At 74.3% G+C, this 15,261-nt stretch carries 14 protein-coding genes and 1 pseudogene; 12 read left to right on the top strand and 3 right to left on the bottom strand.

Annotation, left to right across the window (positions count from 1 at the left end; all coding sequences use genetic code 11):
* Position 1: 1 nt before the first annotated feature.
* From amrb99_RS20115 to amrb99_RS20070, 11 genes and pseudogenes are all read left to right on the top strand, one after another.
* On the top strand, positions 2 to 1,627 hold the full coding sequence (locus amrb99_RS20115; protein WP_190858077.1) for a class I adenylate-forming enzyme family protein: 1,626 nt from the start codon (positions 2 to 4) through the stop codon (positions 1,625 to 1,627).
* On the top strand, positions 1,624 to 3,327 hold the full coding sequence (locus tag amrb99_RS20110; protein WP_347256759.1) for a CoA transferase: 1,704 nt from the start codon (positions 1,624 to 1,626) through the stop codon (positions 3,325 to 3,327). Before amrb99_RS20115 ends, amrb99_RS20110 begins: the two co-directional genes overlap by 4 nt.
* Positions 3,324 to 4,997 (top strand): class I adenylate-forming enzyme family protein, encoded by a 1,674-nt coding sequence (locus amrb99_RS20105; protein ID WP_190858075.1) that lies wholly within the window; start codon positions 3,324 to 3,326, stop codon positions 4,995 to 4,997. The genes amrb99_RS20110 and amrb99_RS20105 overlap by 4 nt, the downstream gene beginning before the upstream one ends.
* Before the next feature lie 282 nt (positions 4,998 to 5,279).
* Positions 5,280 to 5,348: pseudogene (locus amrb99_RS53230) on the top strand (hypothetical protein); the annotation flags it as partial.
* A gap of 15 nt (positions 5,349 to 5,363) precedes the next feature.
* The gene (locus tag amrb99_RS51225) at positions 5,364 to 5,804 is read left to right on the top strand and encodes a hypothetical protein (RefSeq protein WP_241755714.1); all 441 of its coding nucleotides are present in this window, start codon (positions 5,364 to 5,366) and stop codon (positions 5,802 to 5,804) included.
* Positions 5,801 to 6,235, top strand: a complete 435-nt coding sequence (locus tag amrb99_RS20095; protein ID WP_190858073.1) for a carboxymuconolactone decarboxylase family protein — start codon at positions 5,801 to 5,803, stop codon at positions 6,233 to 6,235. The genes amrb99_RS51225 and amrb99_RS20095 overlap by 4 nt, the downstream gene beginning before the upstream one ends.
* 85 nt (positions 6,236 to 6,320) lie before the next feature.
* Positions 6,321 to 6,950, top strand: coding sequence for a GntR family transcriptional regulator (locus amrb99_RS20090; protein ID WP_190858070.1), 630 nt, complete (start codon positions 6,321 to 6,323; stop codon positions 6,948 to 6,950).
* A gap of 51 nt (positions 6,951 to 7,001) precedes the next feature.
* On the top strand, positions 7,002 to 7,472 hold the full coding sequence (locus amrb99_RS20085) for an OsmC family protein (RefSeq protein ID WP_190858067.1): 471 nt from the start codon (positions 7,002 to 7,004) through the stop codon (positions 7,470 to 7,472).
* 28 nt (positions 7,473 to 7,500) lie between these two features.
* Positions 7,501 to 8,403 carry a LysR family transcriptional regulator gene (locus tag amrb99_RS20080; protein WP_190858065.1) on the top strand — a complete coding sequence of 301 codons (903 nt, stop codon included), beginning with the start codon at positions 7,501 to 7,503 and terminating at the stop codon, positions 8,401 to 8,403.
* Positions 8,404 to 8,515: 112 nt separating this feature from the next.
* A complete protein-coding gene (locus tag amrb99_RS20075; RefSeq protein ID WP_190858063.1) occupies positions 8,516 to 9,679 on the top strand; it encodes an alpha/beta fold hydrolase in 1,164 nt (387 codons plus the stop codon).
* 142 nt (positions 9,680 to 9,821) lie between these two features.
* Positions 9,822 to 10,784: a hypothetical protein gene (locus tag amrb99_RS20070; RefSeq protein WP_206700021.1), complete on the top strand. Its 963-nt coding sequence runs from the start codon at positions 9,822 to 9,824 to the stop codon at positions 10,782 to 10,784.
* 143 nt (positions 10,785 to 10,927) lie between these two features.
* Here the strand turns inward: amrb99_RS20070 and amrb99_RS20065 are convergent, their stop codons facing one another.
* Positions 10,928 to 11,509 carry a WHG domain-containing protein gene (locus amrb99_RS20065; protein WP_190858058.1) on the bottom strand — a complete coding sequence of 194 codons (582 nt, stop codon included), beginning with the start codon at positions 11,507 to 11,509 and terminating at the stop codon, positions 10,928 to 10,930.
* 84 nt (positions 11,510 to 11,593) lie between these two features.
* Entirely contained in the window at positions 11,594 to 12,490 is an 897-nt protein-coding gene (locus amrb99_RS20060; RefSeq protein ID WP_347256758.1) for a pirin family protein, read from the bottom strand.
* A 366-nt stretch (positions 12,491 to 12,856) separates the two neighbouring features.
* On the opposite strand from amrb99_RS20060, the gene amrb99_RS20055 reads away from it, so the two are divergent.
* A complete protein-coding gene (locus tag amrb99_RS20055; protein ID WP_190858054.1) occupies positions 12,857 to 13,906 on the top strand; it encodes a biotin/lipoate A/B protein ligase family protein in 1,050 nt (349 codons plus the stop codon).
* 62 nt (positions 13,907 to 13,968) lie between these two features.
* Here amrb99_RS20055 and amrb99_RS20050 read toward each other — a convergent pair whose 3' ends face one another.
* Positions 13,969 to 15,096 carry a Gfo/Idh/MocA family oxidoreductase gene (locus amrb99_RS20050; protein WP_190858052.1) on the bottom strand — a complete coding sequence of 376 codons (1,128 nt, stop codon included), beginning with the start codon at positions 15,094 to 15,096 and terminating at the stop codon, positions 13,969 to 13,971.
* Positions 15,097 to 15,261 lie beyond the last annotated feature (165 nt).

The following is a 15,261-nucleotide window of genomic DNA, read 5'->3' as shown; positions in this document are numbered from 1 at the left end:
GATGGCGCCCTTCAGCAGACGGATCGAGCTGGGCACGCTGTTCGAGGACGTGGCCGAGCGCGGCCGCACCACGACCGTGCACCTCAGCCGGCCCCTGGACATCGCTCCCGGGCTCGGCACCGCCCTCGACCCCCCGGCGGCGGCCCGGCTCGTTCTGGACGCCGCCGGATGGTTCGCTGCGGCCGGGGCCGTGCCCGGCGACCGCATCGCGATCGTCAAGCGCAACCACTGGGACCTGGTGCTGCTGTGCTGCGCCGCCGCCCGGATCGGCGCGGTGCCCGTGCCGCTGTCGGCGCACCTCGATCCGGACGTCCTGGAGATCCTGCTCAAACGGCTGGATCCGGCGCTGCTCGTCGCCGACTCCGCGCGGGCCGCGGACGGCGCGCTGACCTGCCTGGCCTCCCGGACGCTGCTGCTCGACGGCCGTACCGGCGGCGCGGAGGGAGGCGGGAAGGTGCTGTCGCTCGACGACGTCCGCGGCCACGCCGCTCCGGCGCCACGGCGCCCGCCGGTCGACGACCCGCTCGTCATCCTGCACACGTCCGGGACGACCGGGGTCCCGAAGCTCGTCGTGCACTCCACCCGCACCCTGCTGAGGCGCCTGGCCGGTTTCGAGGCGCACCGCTGGCCCGTGCTCGCCAGCCGTCCCGGCGACGTGGTGGCGGGCGCCTTCTCCTTCGCGCACGGCCGCGCGCTGGCCTGGACCGCGAGCGTGATGGCGCTCGGCCCCGAGAAGCTGCTGGTGGTGTCCGGCTCCGGCTGGGACGAGGCCCGGCCCCTGCTGGAGCGGTACCGCCCCACCACCGTCGAGGCCCAGCCGTCGACGTTCGTGCGCTGGCGCCCCCACGTCCGGGCGCAGGACGGACCGGCGCGGACCGGCGCGTTCGACCGCGTCCGCCTCTACATCAGCACGTTCGACGCCGTCCACCCGCCGACGGTGCGGACGTTCCTCAACGCCACCGCCCATCCGCGGCCGATCTGGCTGCAGGGCTGGGGGCAGACCGAGACGGGTCCGCTGACCTTCCGCTTCCTCACCCGCCGCGCCATGCGCGCCGAGCGCGAGCGGCATCCGACGACCCGCGACCTCGGCCGTCCCGTCCCCGGACGCAGCCGCCTGCGCGTCGTCGACCGGGACACCCTGCGGCCGGTGCCGCGCGGCACCGCCGGCCTGCTGGTGTGCGGCACCAAGGCGCTGTGCCTGGACTACGTCGGCGAGCCGCAGCGGTACCGGCGCAAGCTCGCGGGGAAGTGGTTCATCACCGGCGACGTCGGCGTCCTCACCCGCGGCGGGCGCCTGCTCCTTCTGGACCGGGAGGCCGACGTCCTGCCGGAGGGCAGCTGCGTCGAGCTGGAGGACGTGCTCGAAGACCGGCTGCCCGGCGTCGCCGAGTGCGTCGTCCTCGGTGTGCCCGGCGGCCGCTGCGTGCCCGTCCTCGTCACCGAGGACGGCCGGCTCGACCCGGTCTTGTGGCGGGAGGCGACCGCCGACCTGCCCGAGTTCGCCGATCCGGTCGTCGTGCCCTGGGACCGGATACCGCGCACCGGGACCGGCAAGGTCCGGCGCGCGGCCCTGCGCGAGCGCCTCGGCGTGACCCCCGAGACCTACGGGACGGGGAAGTGGACGTGAGGACGGTCGTGTGCTCCGTCGAGGCGCCGGTGTCGCGTCCGCTGGACGGGACGGTCGTGCGCGCGTCCGGCGACTCGGTCGTGGTGCGCGTCGCCGCGTCCCGGTTGCGGGCGCTCGGCTGCGCGATCGAGACCCGTGGCGAGCCGCCCCCGCCGGACGCGCCCGCCGGTCTGCTGCGCGTCGAGCGGGCAGCGTGGATCTCCGGTGAGCGCGCGCTGCCCGAGTGCCGCATCGGCTGGTCCGGGCCCGTGGCGGTGCCGATGTCCGGGGAGCGGGACGTGCAGGCCGCCTGCGGCATCATGCACGTCCACGGGCGCGCCACCGGCGAACCGCGCGCCCTCCACGTCGACTACGCCTCGGTGTGCGCGGGCGTCCTCGCGGCCCAGGCCGTGACGGCGGGGATGCTGGCCGTGCAGCGCGGCGGGACGGCCGTGCGTGCGGCGACCTCGGTCGCCCAGGCGGCGGCGCTCGCCCTCACCCAGTACGTCGCCGTCGCCACCAGCGACCCCGGTTCCGGCCCCTCCCTGCCGGAGCCGGGCGCGGAGCGGACGCCGCCGTTCCGTTCATCCGGCGGCGTCCGCTTCGAGATCGAGACGTTCCGGGCCGAGAGCTGGCTGCGCTTCTGGACCGAACTGGGCGCCGAACGCTCCGCGATCGCCGCCGGCTGGCCGCCGTTCCAGCAGCGCTTCGCCACCGGGACCTGCGTACTTCCGCCCGGATTGCAGGCTGTTGCGGCGGCGTGGGACTACCCGGCGGTGCGCCGCGCCGCCGAGGCCGCCGGCGTCAGCATCGTGGTAGTGAACGACGCCGGGACCCCGCTTCCTCCGGCGCCCGCGTCCCCGTGGCGGCTCCGCCCCTTTCCCGCCGCGCCGGTACCCGCTCCCGGCGGACGGCCGCGGACCGGGGACGGCCCCCTCGCCGGGATCCGGGTCGTCGAGTCCGCCAACCGGGTCCAGGGACCGCTCTCCGGGCACGTGCTCGGCCTCCTCGGCGCCGACGTCGTCCGCCTCGAACCGCCCGGCGGCGACCCGATGCGCGGCGTCCCGCCGATGGCCGGGGAGGTCTCGGCCCGGTTCCTCGCGCTCAACCGCGGCAAGGACGCCGTCGAGGCCGACCTGAAGTCGCGGGCGGGCCGCGAGACGGCACTGCGGCTCGCCGCCTCGTCGGACGTGTTCCTGCAGAACTGGGCGCCGGGCCGCGCCGCCCGGTTCGGGCTGGACGCCGCGGACCTGGCCGCCGTCCAGCCCCGTCTCGTCTACGCGTACGCGGGCGGCTGGGCCGAGGTCCTCCCCGCGCCGCAGCCGATGGGCACCGACTACCTGGTCCAGGCGCACACCGGGGTCGCGGCGCTGCTGTCGCCGCCGGGCCGTCCTCCCGCGCCGACGCTGATGACGATCATCGACGTGCTCGGTGCGCTCATCAGCGCCGAAGGCGTCGTCGCGGGACTTCTCGGCGCCGCCCGGACCGGCGCGGGCGTGCGGGTCGAGACCGCCTTGGCCGACGCCGGCCGCCTGCTGCGCGACACCCACCAGGCCGGCGGCCGTACCGCAGGCGAGACGGCGCCGGTCGTGTCCGACCTCGCCGCGATGGCCGCCGACCCCGCGTACGCCGCCCTTTTCGAGACCGATGGAGCCGCCGCCTACAGCCGCGCCCCGTGGACGTTCACGCGGCCTTCCGAACACCGCAGAGAGGAACCATGAGAACCTCCGCATCTCCGGTCTGGACATCGGCCAACGGCGTCACGTTGACCGACCGGGTGCCCGCCGCGACGCGAGCCGCCTGGACGGCGGCCGGGGCGTGCCCCGGCCGGGACCTGTACACGCTGTTCCGCGAGCACGTCCGGGCCTCTCCCGAAACCGAAGCCGTCGTGGACGACGCGGGCGCGCTCACCTATGCCGCGCTCGACGCCCGCGTCCGCCGCGGCGCCGCCGCACTGCACGCCGCGGGCCGGGGTCCTGCCGACATCATCGCCATCTTGGTGCCCAACGGACGCGACGCGGTCGTCGCCGAACTGGCCGTCGCGGCGATCGGCGCCGTCGCCCTGCCGATCCCTCACACGCACGGGCCGGGCAGCGTCGCCGGCCTCGTCCGGCGGTCCCGCGCCGCGGCGGTCATTGCGGCGGCGGACGCGATCCCGTCCATCGAGAACGCTCCCGACCTGCAACTCTGGGCGCCGGGCACCCCGCCGCGCGCGGACGTCCGTTCGCTGGACGAAGCCGATACCGGGCAGGCCCGCGCGTGGCGGCCCGCCCGTGTCCACGCGGAGGCACCGGCGCGCATCCTCGTCTCCTCCGGGTCGGAGTCGGAGCCGAAGATGGTGGCCTACTCCCACAACGCCATGGCGGGCGGCCGGGGCAACTACGTCGGCGCCCTGCGGCGCGGTGTCGAACGGATGCGCGCGCTGGTCCTGGTGTCGCTGGCCTCGTCGTACGGGTCGCTCGGGACGTCGGCGATCCTTGCCCGCCACGGCGGCACCCTCGTGTTGCTACCGCGCTTCGACGCCGCCACGGCGCTCCAGGCCGTCGACCGGCACCGCCCCACCCACCTGTTCGGCGTCCCCACCATGCTCTGGCGGATGGCCGAACACGAGACCGGCGCGGACGTCTCGTCGCTGCGCGCCGTCGTCTCCAGCGCCGGGCCCGTGCACCAGCACGTCAGGGACGCCTGCGTCCGCCGGTTCGGCATGCCGCCCATCAACATCTACGGGTCCAGCGACGGAGTGAACTGCCACACCGGCCGCGACCCGGACCGCTGGGAACCCGGCCTGGCCGGCGTCCCCGATCCGGCCGTGGCCCGGATCGGCATCCGCGATCCGCGAGGACGGCCCCTGCCGCCCGGCGAGGCGGGGGAGATCTGGGCGCTCGGCCCGATGACCCCGCTCTGCTACGTCGCGGCGCCGGACCTCGACGACCGGTACCGCGCCCCCGGCGGCTGGGTCCGCACCGGCGACCTCGGCAGCCTCGACGCCGACGGGACGCTGCGGGTGCTCGACCGCCTCAAGCGCACCGTGATCCGCGGCGGCGTCAGCCTCTTCCCGGCGCAGGTCGAACGCGCGCTCATCTCCCATCCCGACATCACCGACGCGCACTGCGTGCCCGTGGACGACCTGGACCTGGGCGAACGCATGTGCGCCTGCGTGGCCCCGCGGGCGGGCGCCCGGCCCCCGTCCCCCGCCGCCATGCTCGCCCACCTTGCTGAACTCGGCATCGACCGGCGCCAGCTGCCCGAACGCTTCCTGATCCTCCCGGAACTGCCGGTCGGTCCCACCGGCAAGGTGAGCGTGAGCGCCCTCACCCGCATCGCCGCCGAATCGGCCGTCCCCGCGGACACCGCGCAGGTGCCGGCACGCCCGGACGGGAGGGCCGGCTGATGAGCCGGGCCGCGGCTCCGCCGCCGTCCCGCATCTTCGGCGGCCGGGACGAGCACAACGGCGAGCAGCACCGCCTCCTGAGCCTCGCCTACGACCCCTTCACCATCGAACGGCTCGCGCGGACGGGCGTCGGGCCGGGATGGCGATGCCTGGAGGCCGGCGCGGGCAACGGCACCGTGGCGGTGTGGCTGGCGCGTCGCCCCGACGGGCGGCGTCACGGCCACGGACGTCCGTCCTTGCGGGGTTCCGGCCGTTCCGGGGCTCGACGTCGTCCGGCACGACATCGTCCGCGACCCGCTTCCCGAAGGCGAGTTCGACCTCGTCCACGCCCGGCTCCTGCTGCGGCTGCTGCCCGAACGCCGCGCGGTGCTGTACCGGCTCGTCCGCGCGCTGAAACCCGGCGGCATCCTGCAGATCGACGAGTTCGACGCCACCTGCGCCCCGTCCCTGTGCGCCCCCGACCCCGCCGCACACGAGCTGTACCGGACGCTCATTGCGGCCAAGAACCGGCTGATGGCCGGGCGAGGCGTCGATGTGGCCTGGGGACGCAGAGCAGCCGGCGCCATGCACCAGGCCGGGCTCGTCGACATCTCGTCCCATCGCCGCCTGGAGCTGTGGACCGCGCGGTCGCCGGGGCTGCGGCTGCTCGCCCACCACACCCGTCACCTGCGCGACGAGTTCCTCCGCGCGGGGATGAGCGACCGGCAGTTGGCCGACGTGCGCGCGCTTCTGGCGCACCCCGATTTCCGCGCCTGCTCTTACGCGTTCTATTCGGTCCAGGGCCGTCGGCCTGAGGAGGCTCGATGACCGCGCAGCGTATCGACGTCCACGCGGCCGCTCCGGACGTCCACGCCGCGATGGCGGACGTCGACGCCGCCGCGAGCGAGCCGCTCGAACCGGCGCTGGCCGAACTCGTCCGCATCCGCGTCTCGCAGATCAACGGCTGCGGCCTGTGCCTGTCCATCCACACGCGGGCGGCCGAGACGGCGGGGGAGGGCCGGGACCGCCTCCGGGCCCTGGCGTCCTGGCGCGCGAGTCCGCTGTTCACCGGCGCCGAACGCGCGGCCCTCGCCCTCGCCGAGGCCATGACCGTGATCACCGACGCCGGAGTGCCCGACGGGGTCCTCGCCGCCGCCCGCGAGCACTTCGACGAGACCCGGCTGACGCACCTGGTCTGGACGATCGCCGCCATCAACGCCTGGAACCGCGTCGGCATCGCCGCGTCCCCGCCGGCCTGACCGCCGCCGCCACGATCCCGACGGGAGCCGGGCGCGAGGAGGTTTCGGGTTTGCATGCAACGCATCCATTGCATACATTGCATGCGTGCAGCAGACCGATGTGGTGTACCGGCGGCTCCGCGACCTGATCGTCGCGGGGCGGTACACGCCGGGCGAGCGGCTCACCGAGCTGTCGGTGAGCGCCGCGCTGGAGGTGAGCCGGACGCCGGTCCGGGAGGCCCTCCGCCGGCTGGAGGGCGACGGCCTCGTCGAGGGGACCGGGCGGGGCGTGGTGGTCAACGCGCTGTCCCCCGAGCGGCTCGGCCACGCCTACGAGGTGCGCGCCGCGGTGGAGGCGCTCACCGCCGAGCTCGCCGCCGACCGGCAGCGGGCCGGGCGCGTCCCGCCCGCTGACCTCGACGACCTGGAGCGGCACGCGTCGCTGCTCGAGGAGGTCACGGCGGCCGGCGACCTCGACCGGGCGATCGGCCTGAACCGGGCGTTCCACCGCGGGATCGCGGAGATGGCCGGCAACCCGATCGCGCTGGAGACGCTCGACCGGCTGTGGGACCAGATCATCGTCTCGACGCGCGACTCGCTCGCCGCCCCGGACCGCCCGGACGCGGTGGCCGGCGAGCACCGCCGGCTGCTGCGCGCGATCGCCGAGGGCGACCGGGAACTCGCCGGCCGCATCGCCGGCGACCACGCCCGCACCACCAAGGCGACGCTCACCTGAGACGCCTGCCGGGCGGGGCCGGACGTCCGGACGACCAGAGGAGGACCTGCGATGCCGAAGACCCACCACTACGAGCTGACGGTGACCTGGACGGGCGACACCGGGTCCGGGACCAGCTCCCACCGCTCCTACGAGCGGGCCCACGACGTGGAGGCCGAGGGGAAGCCGGCGATCGCGGGCAGCTCCGACCCCTCGTTCCGCGGCGACCCGTCCCGCTGGAACCCGGAGGAACTGCTCGTCGCGGCGCTCTCGCAGTGCCACATGCTGTCGTTCCTCGGGCTCTGCGCGGGCGCGGGGATCGTCGTCACCGGCTACGTCGACCGCCCGCACGGGACGATGATCGAGACGCCGGACGGCGGCGGCCGGTTCGAGGAGGTCGTCCTGCGCCCCGAGGTGACCCTCGCGGACCCGGCCCGGGCCGACGAGGCCGCGCGGCTGCACGAACGGGCCCACGAGGTGTGCTTCATCGCCAGCTCGGTGAACTTCCCGGTCCGGCACGAGGCCCAGATGGCGAAGGTCTGACCCCTTCTATCGGTGAGATGCTGGCGTGATGATGGGATCACGCCAGCTCGAGTACTTCAGGGCCGTCGCGCGGGAACTGCACTTCACGCGCGCGGCGGAGGCGCTGCGGATAGCGCAGCCGGCGCTGTCCCAGCAGATCCGCAAGCTCGAACGGCACCTCGGTGTCGCCCTGTTCGACCGCAACAACCACCGGGTGGAGCTCACCCCGGCCGGTGCGGCGCTCCTCGAACACGCGGAACGCATCCTCGCCGACATCGCGGCGGTGGAGGAGGAGATGCGGGGCTGGGCCGGCGGGACGCGCGGCCGCATCCGGCTCGGCGTCGCGCGCGGGCTGACCGCGCGGCTGGCCCGCCTGCTGGCCGCGTTCTCCGCCGAGTTCCCCGGCGTCGACGTCGAACTGCGGGAGACCAACACCGAGGAGATGGTCGCCGGCCTGCACGGCGGGCGGCTCGACGCGGCGACCGTCGTCCGGCTGCCTCCGCAGGAGGAGGGGCGCCGGCTCGACGCGCTCCCGCTGGGCGAGGAGCCGCTCGTCCTCATCACGGCGGAGTCGGCGCCGCTGGCGGGCCGCTACCGGGTGCCCGTGTCGGCGCTGGACGGCATCGACCTCGCCTGCTTCTCGCCCGGATCGACGATCCGGGAGATCGTGCTGTCGGCCCTCGCCGAGGCGGGGGCGGCGGCGCGGATCCGGCTCGAGACCCGCGAGTACAGCACCGCGCGGGCCATGGCGAGCGTGGGCCTCGCCGCTGCCGTCGTCCCCCGCTCGATCGCGGAGGAGCCGGGGCTCCCGGTCGCCGTCGTCCGGCTGGATCCGGAGCCGACGTGGGCGCCGTCGCTGGCGTGGCCCGCGGGCCGCAGGCCGGGCCCGGCACTGTCGGCGCTCATCGCCTTCATGCGCGACCATCCGGAGCTCGCGTCCGTCGGGTCATAAGCCAGATGTCTCATGAGCAGCTCATTCATGTCTTGGACATCTGACCCGCTCCGGCGCGACGATCAACGAGTCCCGCACAGCGCGGGGGATGACCGGAAAGTGGAGCGGAACGATGGACCGTGACGAGCGTGGGCGCAGGGCGTACAAGGGCCTGATGGGCGTGCGGGCCGAGGAGGCCTTCGACGACGTGCGCCGGATTTCTTCGCAGATGTACGAGACCGTGCTCGACGGGGCGTTCGGCGGGCCGCTGGCGCGGGCCGAGCTGAGCCGCCGGGACCGGGAGATCGCGAGCACGGCGATCGTGGCGTCCCTCGGCGGCGCCGACCGGCGCCTGGCCAGCCACGTGCGCGCCGCGCTGCACCAGGGGGTCGCCCCCCACGAACTGCTCGCGCTTGCGGAGCACATCTCGGTCTACGCGGGCTTCCCGCGCGCGCTCAACGCGTTGGACGTGGTGCACGAGGTGCTGCAGGAGGCGGGCGTCCCCGACCAGCCGACGCTCCACCGCGTCAAGCTGGCCGACCACGAGACCGTGGTCGCGCAGAAGGGCGACCACGGCCCCGCAGTGATCCTGTCGCATTCCCTTGGCGTGGACTGGCGGATGTGGGAGCCGGTCATGGAACGCCTCTCGCAGGGACGCCGCGTCTTCGCGTACGACTTCCGAGGCCACGGCGCGGCGGCCGGCGCGCCCCGCCCGTTCTCCATGGACGACCTCTCCCGCGACATGGGCGGCGTCCTCGACGCGTTCGGCGTGGACCGGGCGCACGTGGTCGGGCTGTCCATGGGAGGCGGCATCGCGCAGACCTTCGCGGTGCGCTCGCCCGAGCGCGTCGAGTCCCTGGCCCTCCTCGCCACCACCGACCACCCGTTCGCCTCGTTCGAGGGACGGGCGCGCTCCGGGGAGGTCGACGGCATGGAGGCGCAGATCGTCCCGACGCTGACGCGCTGGTTCACCGCCCCGGCGCTCGCCACGAACGGGTGGGGCGTGCAGTACGCGCGGGAGCTCATCCGGCGCTTCGACCCCGCCGACTGGGCCGCCGCCTGGCGCGCCTTCAAGGACGTCGACGTCCAGGGCAAGCTCGCCGCGCTCGACGCGCCGACCCTGGTCATGGTGGGGGAGGAGGACTACTCCACCACGCCGGAGATCATGTCGGGCGTCGCCGAGCGCATCCCCGGCTCGACGTACCGGGTGCTGCCGGAGACGCCGCACATGCAGACGCTGGAGAAGCCCGACCTGGTCGCCGACGCCCTCGACCGCTTCCTCCCGGCCGACCGCTAGAGCACGCGCGAAGAGCCGTCCCGAACGAGACGGCTCTTCGCATGCTCGCCCGGACGGGTGAGGCGAATGGTCCCCGTGGGGGAGGCGGCGCCCCGGCGCCCGCCGGAAGGCTCGCCACCATGGACACAGGTTGGACGCACCGGTGAGCGGCACCGCGGCACCGGTGGAGACGGAACGGGTCGGCGCCCGATGGTCGGCGATGCGCGTCGCGGGCGGCTACGGGGCCGCCCTGTCGCTGTCGCTCTACCTCTTGGTGAAGGTCGTGTGGGTGGTGGCGGCGCTGCTCGGGCACACGCCGTCGTCCTTCAGCGACGGCGACTGGATCGTGCTGAACGCGGTCACCGTCGCCATGTCGGTGGTAGGCGTCGTCCTGGGGCTCGTCCTCGCGCAGCGCTGGGGGCGCCGCGTCCCGGCGCCGCCCCTGGTCTTCTTCGCCTGGACGGCCGCGGGGTTCCTCATCCCGATGATCCCCTACATGCTCGCCAGCGCGTTCCTGGGAGGGGACTCGGGAGGCGGCGCTGACGACGGGGACGCCATGCCGTCATGGGAGGTGGTCTTCATCACCATCGGATTCGCGGGCATGGCCGTCGGGCTGGCCGTGGCGCTCCCCGTCTACCTGCGCGAGAGGTGGCCGGCCGCCTTCCTCGGACGGGTCGGCGACCGCCGCCCCGCGAGCCTCGGGCGGACCCGCCTGCGAGCCCTGTACCTCCTGGTCGCGGTACCGGTCCTCCTCTGGACGTACTGGACGGCGGGCGGCACGCTCGGTCTCGCGCACCGCGACGTGATGGATGCCAACGGGCGGCTGCTCCTCGGCAACTCCGCGCTCTGGGCGGTCATGGGCGCCGTGGCGATCCGCGTCGTCACCATGGGCCGCCCGAGGATGCCCTTGTGGATCCCGACGGCGGTGGCGTTCACGTCGTCCGGATCGCTGTTCGCCTGGGCGGCGTGGAAGCTCCCGTGGGCGCTCATCAGACCCGGCGGTTACACGGCCGCCGAGTACCCGGCCGTCTCCGTCGTCGAGTACGGGCTGAGCATCGCCGCCGGAATCCTCATGCTGGCCGCGCTCCTCAAGACCGCACGGTCGCAGGACGCCGCCCCCCGATGACCTCTCGCCCAGCAGCCAGCCCACACTGCCCGCCTCCCGCTAGCCCACGGCGTCCAGGTCCCACCGCCCTTGGTACCTGCCTCCCGGCGTCCCGCACTGCCCCGGCTTCCAGCGGCCAGCGCTGCCCCGGCCTCCGCCAAGGCTCAGCGGCCGGCCTGGATGATCGGTGTCAGCAGCAGATCGAGGCGGTCGTCGGTGCGGCCGGGCCGGAGCCGGTGCCCGTGCGCGAGGGTGGCGAGGCCGTGCAGCGCCCCCCAGGTCACCTCCGCGAGCGTCTCCACGTCCCGCTCGCCCGCGAGCGGCTCCAGCGCGGACACGAACTCCCCGAACGCGTCCCGCAGCGGCTCGGGCGACTCGCCGGTGCCGAACGTCACGTCGATCCGCTGGACGAACATCGCGTCGTACAGGGCGGGCCGCTCCTGGGCGAACTCCAGGTACGCCCCGGCCATCGCGCGCAGAGCCTCCTCCGGGGCCGACTCCGCCGTTCGCGCCTCCCGCAGGAGGCCGGCCAGCTCGCCGAACCCGTCCAGCGCCACCGCGGCGACGATGGCGTCCTTGCCCTTGAAATGGCTGTAGAGGACGGGCTGGCTGTACTCGACGCGCTCGGCCAGCCGCCGGGTGGTCACCGACTCCCAGCCCTCGGTCTCGGCCATCTCCCGGGCGGCCCTGATGATCAACCGGTGGCGTTCTGCTCGCTCGCGCTCTCGGCGTTCTTGTACGGACACGGTTCGAATCCTAGCATTGCTAGACTAGCGAGCAAGAGTAAAGCTAGCTTGAATCGGAAAGCTAGCGATGCTAGGAACCGTCGGTCAGCGCACGCGTCCCCGCGGCTTGAGCGGCACGTCCGGAAGGGCCGGCGCCGGGATCGGGGGGCCGTCGTAGCCGTGCACGACGCCGAACGCGCCTCCGGACGTCCAGTCCTCGCGCGCCCGGCGGATCTCCTCGCCCGACCGCGCGACGAAGTTCCACCACATGACGAGCTTCTCCGCGAACGGCTCGCCGCCCAGCAGCACGAGCCCGCTCGCCCCGTCGGCGCGCAGCCGCAGCTCCCGGCGGCCGCACCCGAGGTAGACCATCGAGCCCGGCTCGGTCCGCACCCCGTCCACCTCGGTGATGCCCGACATCGTCAGCGCCGCGTACTCGAAGTCCGGCTCGACGGGCAGCCGGACGTCCGCCCCGTCCGCCAGCGCGATGTCCGCGCCGACGATGGGGGTGAACACCGTCCCCGGCGAGGCGGCCCCGTCGAACTCGCCGAGGATCACCGTCCCGCTGAACCCGGGCCCGGTCACCACCGGCAGGTCGCCGTGGTGCTCGAAAGCCGGGTCCGTGCGGCGGTGCGCGTCCGGCAAGGCCACCCACAGCTGCGCCCCGTGCAGGAGGCGCGCGTGCTCGCGCGGGGACTCCTCCGAGTGCGCGATGGCCCGCCCCGCCGTCATCAGCCCCAGCTCACGCGGCCGGACCGTCCGCAGGCTCCCGAGGCTGTCGCGGTGCAGCACCTCGCCCTCGTGCAGCCAGCTCACCGTCTGCAGCCCGATGTGCGGATGCGGCGGCACCTGCATGCCGGGCTGGTCGGCGATGTCGTCGGGGCCGTAGTGGTCGACGAAGCACCAGGCGCCCACCATCCGCCGCCCCAGGCTCGGCAGCAGCCGCCGGACGAACGTGCTCTCGCCCAGCGGCACCCGCCGCGGCGGCAGCACGTCGTGCACCGGACCCCCGGGAACGTCCTCCCGACCTCCGCACGCCACGGCCTTCGGCCGAACATCAAGATTGCTCACGACACCGCCCCCTCTTTGGGAACACCGTATGCAACGCTCCCGCCGACTCCCCCCGCCGGGATCGCCCGCGCCGCACTCCGAGCCGCCAACGGCCCCACTCCCCGGCAACCAGAGAGGGCACTCGCGAGGCGCCAAGGACGGCACTCGCAGGTCGCCCAAGGTGTACTGCCGGGTCGCAGGAGGTGGTGGGACTCGCGGTTGCGCTCGAGGTGGCACTTGCGGGTCGCCGGAGTTGGGGCGGGGGTCACTGCGCGGGGGTGGAATCGGCGGGGGTGCGGTGGGGTTTGAATCAACGTGATGCACGGTGAGTACAAGGTCCCCGGCGGCAAGCTCGTGGTCGCCGACGTCGAGGTGACGGACGGACTGCTGCGCCGTCCCAGGGTCAGCGGCGACTTCTTCATGGAGCCCGACGAGGCGCTCGAGGCCATCAACACCGCCCTGGACGGGCTGCCCGCGGGCCTGGAGGCCAAGGAGATCGGCGCGCGCGTCCAGGCGGGGCTGCCGGCCGGGACCGTGATGCTGGGCGTCACCGCCGAGGCCGTGGGGATCGCGGTGCGGCGGGCGATCACGCATGCGTCGGACTGGCGCGACCACGAGTGGCGGCTGATCCACGAGCCGCCGCAGGAGCCCGCGCTGCACATGGCGCTCGACCAGGTCCTCGCGGAGGAGGTCGGCGCCGGCCGCCGCCCGCCGACGCTGCGGGTGTGGGAATGGGCGTCGCCGGCCATCATCATCGGCAGCTTCCAGTCGCTCCGCAACGAGGTCGACGCCGAGGAGGCCGAGCGGTACGGGGTCGAGGTGGTGCGGCGCATCAGCGGCGGCGGCGCCATGTTCGTCGAGCCCGGCAACACGATCACCTACTCGCTCTACGCGCCGGGGTCCCTCGTGGCGGGGATGTCGTTCGCGGAGAGCTACGCGTTCCTCGACGACTGGGTGCTGGGCGCCCTCGCCGAGCTCGGGATCCGCGCCTGGTACCAGCCGCTCAACGACATCACCTCCGACGAGGGCAAGATCGCGGGCGCGGCGCAGAAGCGCCTGGCCGGCGGCGCCGTGCTGCACCACGTCACGATGTCCTACGACATCGACGCCGCGAAGATGCTGCGGGTGCTGCGGATCGGCCGGGAGAAGGTGTCCGACAAGGGCATCGCCAGCGCGGCCAAGCGCGTCGACCCGCTCCGGCGGCAGACCGGCCTGCCCCGCGAGCAGATCATCGACCGGATGATCGCGCACTTCCGGAGCAGGTACGGCCTGGTCGCGGACGGGTTGACCGACGAGGAGCTCCGTCTCGCGGACAAGTACGTCGCCGACAAGTTCACCACTCCCGAGTGGACCGCCCGCGTCCCCTGACGGTGGTGCACGGTCGGGTGTCCGCATAGCGGGGGCGGTGGCTCGGCGGGGAGAGCGGGCGTTCACGGCTGCGTCACCTTCTGTCGCGTCCCGGTCGCGGCGGACAGCCGGACGGCGTCGAGGAGCCGGTGCACGTGCAGGCCCGTGTCGAAGCCGGGGACGGTCCGGCCGCCCGTCCGGAGGTCGTCGGCGAGGCGGGCGTAGAACTGCGCCACGTTGAGGACCTCGACGTCGCGCGCAGGCTCCGGGACCCACAGGTATTCGTCCGGGACGGGCAGGTCTTCCCGTGGTGATCCGTGCCGCCGGGAGCCGCGGAGCGCCAGGGCACCGATCTGGACGCCGGCCGCGGCGCCCGGACCGGGGGAGACGAGCGCGAGGTCGCCGTCCGTGCCCGCGATCTCGATCCGGGTGCGGGCCGCGGTGGCCTTGGCGTCGTGGACGTGCACGGAGGCGGTGGCGCCGCCGGCGAGGACGGCGGCGACGGCGATCTGGTCGGGGCTGGTGACCGCGACCGTGTCGTCCGTGCCGGCCACCCGGTACTCCGTCCACTGCACGGCCAGCTCCGCCGAGAGGGCCGCGATGTCCCCGGCGAGGTACTCCAGGGCGTCGAGGGTGTGGCCCGCCCCGACCTCGAGCGTCCCGGCCCCGTTGGACGGGTCGAGCGTGTAGGCGGCGAAGTCGGGGATCTCGCCTCCGGCGCCCTTGCCGCGCGCCGCGTACACGTTCACGGAGGTCACCCGGCCCACGTAGCCGTCGGCCACGAGGTCCCGCGCGTACCGGACGGCGGGGGAGAAGCGCGCCTGCAGGCCGACCGCGTGCCGCACGCCGGTGCCGTGCGCGAGGCGCAGGAGGTCTTCGGCCTCCGCGGTGGTGAGCGCCAGGGGCCATTCGCAGTAGACGTGCTTGCCCGCGTCGAGCGCCGCGCGGATCAGCGCGTCGTGGGCGGGCACCTTGACGGTGATCGCCACGAGGTCGACGTCGGGGTGCGCGGCGAGTTCGGCGGCGTCGGTGAAGGCGTGTGGGACGCCGAACCGGTCGGCCGCCGCCCGGGCGCTGGCGGTCCGGGTGGTGCCGACGGCCGTGATCTCGTAGTCCGGCAGGGCGCGGAGCGCGGGGATGTGCGCTCGCGCGGCCCAGCCCCGGTCGGGGTTCGCCCCGACGATGCCCACCCGGATCCTGCCGTCCGCCATGTCGCACTCCTCCCGATAACCGGACCATCGCCGTCCGCTTGCCCGGGAGCGTAGCGCAACCGGACGTCGTTCGTCCACTTAAACGGAGCGGTTCCGTCCGGTTGCCGAGGCGGGCGATCTGGCGGGGGGCACGGAACTCCGCGGTCGTGTCGTGCGTCCACCTCA

The organism is Actinomadura sp. RB99 (genome assembly GCF_014706005.1).
In the GTDB taxonomy this organism is placed as follows: domain Bacteria; phylum Actinomycetota; class Actinomycetes; order Streptosporangiales; family Streptosporangiaceae; genus Spirillospora.
Note: the sequence above shows the minus strand (reverse complement) of the source record. Positions and strands in the feature narration are given on the sequence as shown.

What these genes read in the sequence shown, in the direction of transcription:
- amrb99_RS20095 (WP_190858073.1), top strand. Translation starts at nt 5,801, where the DNA reads ATGACCGCGCAGCGTATCGACGTCCACGCGGCCGCTCCGGACGTCCAC.
- amrb99_RS20115 (WP_190858077.1), top strand. Translation starts at nt 2, where the DNA reads ATGGCGCCCTTCAGCAGACGGATCGAGCTGGGCACGCTGTTCGAGGAC.
- amrb99_RS20055 (WP_190858054.1), top strand. Translation starts at nt 12,857, where the DNA reads ATGCACGGTGAGTACAAGGTCCCCGGCGGCAAGCTCGTGGTCGCCGAC.
- amrb99_RS20085 (WP_190858067.1), top strand. Translation starts at nt 7,002, where the DNA reads ATGCCGAAGACCCACCACTACGAGCTGACGGTGACCTGGACGGGCGAC.
- amrb99_RS20105 (WP_190858075.1), top strand. Translation starts at nt 3,324, where the DNA reads ATGAGAACCTCCGCATCTCCGGTCTGGACATCGGCCAACGGCGTCACG.
- amrb99_RS20075 (WP_190858063.1), top strand. Translation starts at nt 8,516, where the DNA reads ATGGACCGTGACGAGCGTGGGCGCAGGGCGTACAAGGGCCTGATGGGC.
- amrb99_RS20080 (WP_190858065.1), top strand. Translation starts at nt 7,501, where the DNA reads ATGATGGGATCACGCCAGCTCGAGTACTTCAGGGCCGTCGCGCGGGAA.
- amrb99_RS20050 (WP_190858052.1), bottom strand. Translation starts at nt 15,096, where the DNA reads ATGGCGGACGGCAGGATCCGGGTGGGCATCGTCGGGGCGAACCCCGAC.